The 4320-nt window shown below is 61.9% G+C and carries 3 protein-coding genes; all 3 read right to left on the reverse strand.

Features of this window, described 5'->3' with window-relative positions:
* Positions 1 to 2296: 2296 nt before the first annotated feature.
* Positions 2297 to 2629, reverse strand: a complete 333-nt coding sequence (locus tag AB0O29_RS34290) for a helix-turn-helix transcriptional regulator (RefSeq protein ID WP_365159876.1) — start codon at positions 2627 to 2629, stop codon at positions 2297 to 2299.
* On the reverse strand, positions 2626 to 3738 hold the full coding sequence (locus tag AB0O29_RS34295; RefSeq protein WP_365159879.1) for a tyrosine-type recombinase/integrase: 1113 nt from the start codon (positions 3736 to 3738) through the stop codon (positions 2626 to 2628). Before AB0O29_RS34295 ends, AB0O29_RS34290 begins: the two co-directional genes overlap by 4 nt.
* A 109-nt stretch (positions 3739 to 3847) precedes the next feature.
* Positions 3848 to 3991, reverse strand: coding sequence for a hypothetical protein (locus tag AB0O29_RS34300; protein ID WP_365159882.1), 144 nt, complete (start codon positions 3989 to 3991; stop codon positions 3848 to 3850).
* Between the last annotated feature and the right edge of the window lie 329 nt (positions 3992 to 4320).

Genomic DNA, 4320 nt, shown 5'->3' on the forward strand with positions numbered 1-4320 from the left:
TACTGGCGCAGAGTACCTATTCCGGGCGTGCGCTATTCCCCCGCCCGAGGGCGCCGAAGGTCGTCATCCTCTGACCGTGCAGCGATATAGGTGGCCCAATCTCGCTTCACAAGACCAACCCAGTCGACGGCTGTGTTGATGTGGATGCCAAGCATCTCGCTCAGGATGGGTGCGGGTAGATCCGACGCCAATGCCATCAGCGCGGTGTTGCGCGAAGCACGAACGTCGATCCCATGCCGAAGCAGTCGCCCCGAGAGTTTTAGACCGCTGATGGGACGGCCGGCCAGTGCTCCTGGGAAGATCCAGTCAGTGTCTCTAGAGACACGCCCCACGAGGGAGCGCGAGGCTGACTCCTCCATCTGCTGATTGAGCAGTCGTGCGAGGGCTGGTGGCAGCACCACGGGATGCTTCCCCAACTGAATGCATTGGCCGCCCTCACCGACTTGGATGTCCTGATGCGTCAGCTGGGCGACGCGAGTTGCGGGCATGCCGTAGAGCAGAGTCAGGGCCCCCGCCGCCCGGACGTCCAGCGGCAGAACTGAGTCATGAACACATCGGTGGAGCAGGGACAGACGCTCGTCCTCATCCAGGAAGTTAGCGGGCTCCCCGTCCGGCCGCCACGGGACTCGAAGGTCTGTGATGAGGCGGCATCGACGAGCCCATCGCAGGAAGTCTCGTAGGTTGCTCCGCGTGCTAGCACCTGCGGCGAGCCACTGATCCAAGTCAGCCTGTCGAACTGTCGCCAGGCAGAGTTGCTGTCCTTCGATCCAATCCAGAAATGCATGAGCCAAGGAGACCTGTGCGCGGGCGTACCGGATGCTGGAAGTGCTGTTGCCCCTGGTGTGCGCCTGCTGCCGAACCCGCCGCAGTACGACCCATTGCGCGTAGGGGCGGAGGGTGCTCCGGTGCCCGGCCGCAACAGTGGTCAAGTAGTTCTGTAGCCACCGTTCCAATCTTGCAACGTGTTCGTCCCGCTCTGGGAGGACAGAGACATGGACGAGCAACTGGCGCAAGTGGACAGCTGCCTGACGGCCAGGGAATGTGTCGAGCAGTTCGTGTGTGATCGGGTACCCCGAGATGAGAAGATCCCGGAGCATGGTCGCACCACTGTTTTTCCTCCGCATCCAGAGCAAGACTGAGCGTGGTGTCTCCACTGCCGCAAGAGCGCTGACTAGAGGCCCAAGCGGTGTACCTGCGGCGGGGCCGAAGTGCTCGTGTAGCTGGTCCTTCAGCACGCACCGCGCACAATCGCCATTCCGATAGATGTCTCCTGCTTCGCCGCAGGTGGAACAGGGATAGACCAGGTCAACGCCGACGCAGGGGCCGCAGACCTTGCGCTGCTGTTCGTCGACGCCAATCAGGGGGCGTCGCTCGCCGCATGTGCCGCACTCGGCTGGATTCACACGAACGTAGCGATAGCAGCTGTCGCAGACAAGCCCCATGGGCCAGCGTGCTGTTGCCGGCCTCCGGCGGCCGCATCGGGCGCATGTCCTCTGCGGCCTGTCACGGCAGCTTCGACAGACTGGGGTATCGGACGCGACACGCACGCAAGGTCGCTCACGCCGACATAAAGAGCAAGCCATAACCGGTCCGGGGTCGCAGTTGCCGCAAAGGTCTGGCTGTCCATCTCGCGCACGGGTCTTGATACGACGAGTACGGCCACAGGAACCACATAGGCGCTGGGGATGAACGTAGCAACTGGCACACACAGGGCCAGTGGAAGTATTTGCTTTGACCGGCCGCGTGTCACCGCAGCGGACACATTGCCGTGCGGGCCGAGAATAGCAGTTTGCACAAAAAGGCTCTCCGTCCGAGCCACGGATGACCACTCGGCGCGCGTGCCCACAGACCGTGCACGCCTCATGCCGCGCGGGGTCGCTGCCGTAACAGTTCCGGCAGATCACACCCCCAGCATCTCGTGAGGTGACGGGTGCCGTCTTTCCGCAGCGGCTGCACGGGAGTGCGGTCGCACGCGCCTTACACATCTGACAGATCCGCGCTCCTTCGCTGTCGGTGAGGCGCAGCACGCGCCGCTTTCCACAGCCAGCGCAGAGCGGGACGACCACTTCCGCGCACCCCACGGACTCCAGTTCCGTCAGCAGCCGGAACATGGCTATAGGAAGCCTCACGTTGCCGCTGGTCAAGGCATCAGAGTGCCCCTCAATATGTTCCTGTAGCCAGTACAGGGCCTTCTCAGGTGCGACTCGATCCACGACTGCACGAAGCTCGGGCAACGACAATGAAGGCAACTGTGGGGCGAGAAGAGCGACAACCTGATCCAGGCGCTGATGGCGTTTCACGAGAAGTCAGGGCGTCGAATCGAGGCCCGCCGCGGTTGAGGAGGTGCGCTTGCGCCGTTCGACGGCCCAGTTCCGGTCTTGCGTACGGACTGCTCGACTTGGGTCACCTCGATCAGTTCCTGAACGCCACAGCCAAGGATGTCGCACAACGCAGCGAGCGTGTCCATGGACAATCGTTGCGGCGACTGAGTAACCAGGCGGTATACCTGCTCGCGAGATAGGTGCACGCCCCGCTCGGCCAGCAACGGCACCAGGTCACTCGTCTGGAACATGCCTTGCTTTGCCATGATCTGACGTAGGTGCCAGTGGTACCCCATCTTTTTGATCATTCCTGCGACTCCCAAAGAGATGCATACCGCTGTTGCAATGACTGCCGAACCAAGCGGTTACGGAACTCGTCGGAAACCCCGGTATAGATCGCGGTTGTAGAAGCATAGGAATGCCCGACTTGGTCTTGAACAAACTTTTCGGGATAACCGAACTCGACCAAGTGCGTTACATACGAGTGCCGCAGGGAATGCAAATCCAGCACCTCGGGAAGTCCAGCATCGTTCCGCGCCTGCTCGAAGGCTTCATTGATACCTCGCCAGGACAATCGACCTCGTCGTTCAGTCACCCAAAGCGCGGGATGGCTCCCCGGCGAAAATAGGGGGCGCGCTTCAGATACCCACTGCTGAAGCACGGGAACAATCCAGTCCATTTCAGGGACCGTTAGCACAGTCCGACGCTTAGGCTGCCCTCCACGCGATGACTTTCCATAGCGGACGAACAGTGCACCGTAGGCGCCATAATCGGCCACTTTCGGATTTCGTCGCAGGTCGACAACATCCAGCCCCCAGGCTTCCCGTCGACGGAGGCCGTAGGCGTAGACAGCCTTGAGTAACGTGGCGTCTCGCATGGCTGCCGCTGCCCCTTTCCGCCGGCGAGCTCGGATCTCCTCAACTCGGGCGTCTGCGGCATCCAGCAGCGATTGCACCTCGTCGTACGTCAGCGGCCGCCGGCCAGGGTGCCCCTCGTAATCCGAGGTATGTGCAACAGTGTTCCACTCGTGCAGGATTTGGATGGGCACGGAGTCGAATCGCTCTTGACACACTTCGGGCCAGGAGTACCGCGCGTCCGTGACGTACTGCATGAATAGCCGAAGTCCGTTCTGGTACCCCCTAGCCGTCGACACCATCACCGGCCGCGGACCGGACCTCAGGTGACTGATGAACTCTTCAGCCTCCTGGGCCTGCCATTCCCAGGGGTACTGTCCCGTGAAGTGAGCGAAGCGTCGTACGAGATCGATCCTCGCCTTGATCGTGTCCGCCTTGAGGAATCGAGCCCTCTGCTGGGTCGCCCATCCATCCAACATCGCCTCGAACATCGCCGGGGCGGGGTCAAGGTGCACCACGCCTTCGACAACCAGCAGACGTGCCGACCCTGCCAACTCAGCCATTTTGGTCACGTTGCATTCAACGCAACATCGTTGAATCGGTTACGGCGACGCGCCTGGCCAGCAGAAACGGAGCTGGCCGCCCCGGCTGTAGGCCCGGGGCGGCCAGGTGTCACTTCTTCTTGGTCTTGCCGGACTTCGTCTGCGCCAGGTCACTGCCGGCCACAGACTTCTGCGCCTTGGTCGACTTCGAACTGCTCAGCTGCTTGCTGGCCATCGAGGCAACCTTCTTGCTGGTCTCACGCTTGTTCGCCATGTTCATCACTCCCTCCCTAGTTGCTTTTGCATCGCAGACCAGGACGTGATGTCATGCAGGTTCCTACACCGCGCAGGACACACCGTTCCTGACTGCAACGACCGCCCGGCCCCCTACAAGGCTGGGCGTTCGTCATTCCAGTGGCTTGCGCCCCCGGAACGATCTTTTCTCGCGCCTTGGCGCGATGCGCGGTCTCCGAACGCAGTCGTGGTGTACCGACCGCAGAAGGGAGGGGCGCCGGCCCAGGGCCAACGCCCCTCCCTCACAGAGATCACGCTTCGGGTTCAGCTACGTCGGATGATGCATCCGACGCAATTCCGCCCAGTTTC

This window comes from Streptomyces sp. NPDC089915 (assembly GCF_040684675.1).
Taxonomy (GTDB): domain Bacteria; phylum Actinomycetota; class Actinomycetes; order Streptomycetales; family Streptomycetaceae; genus Streptomyces.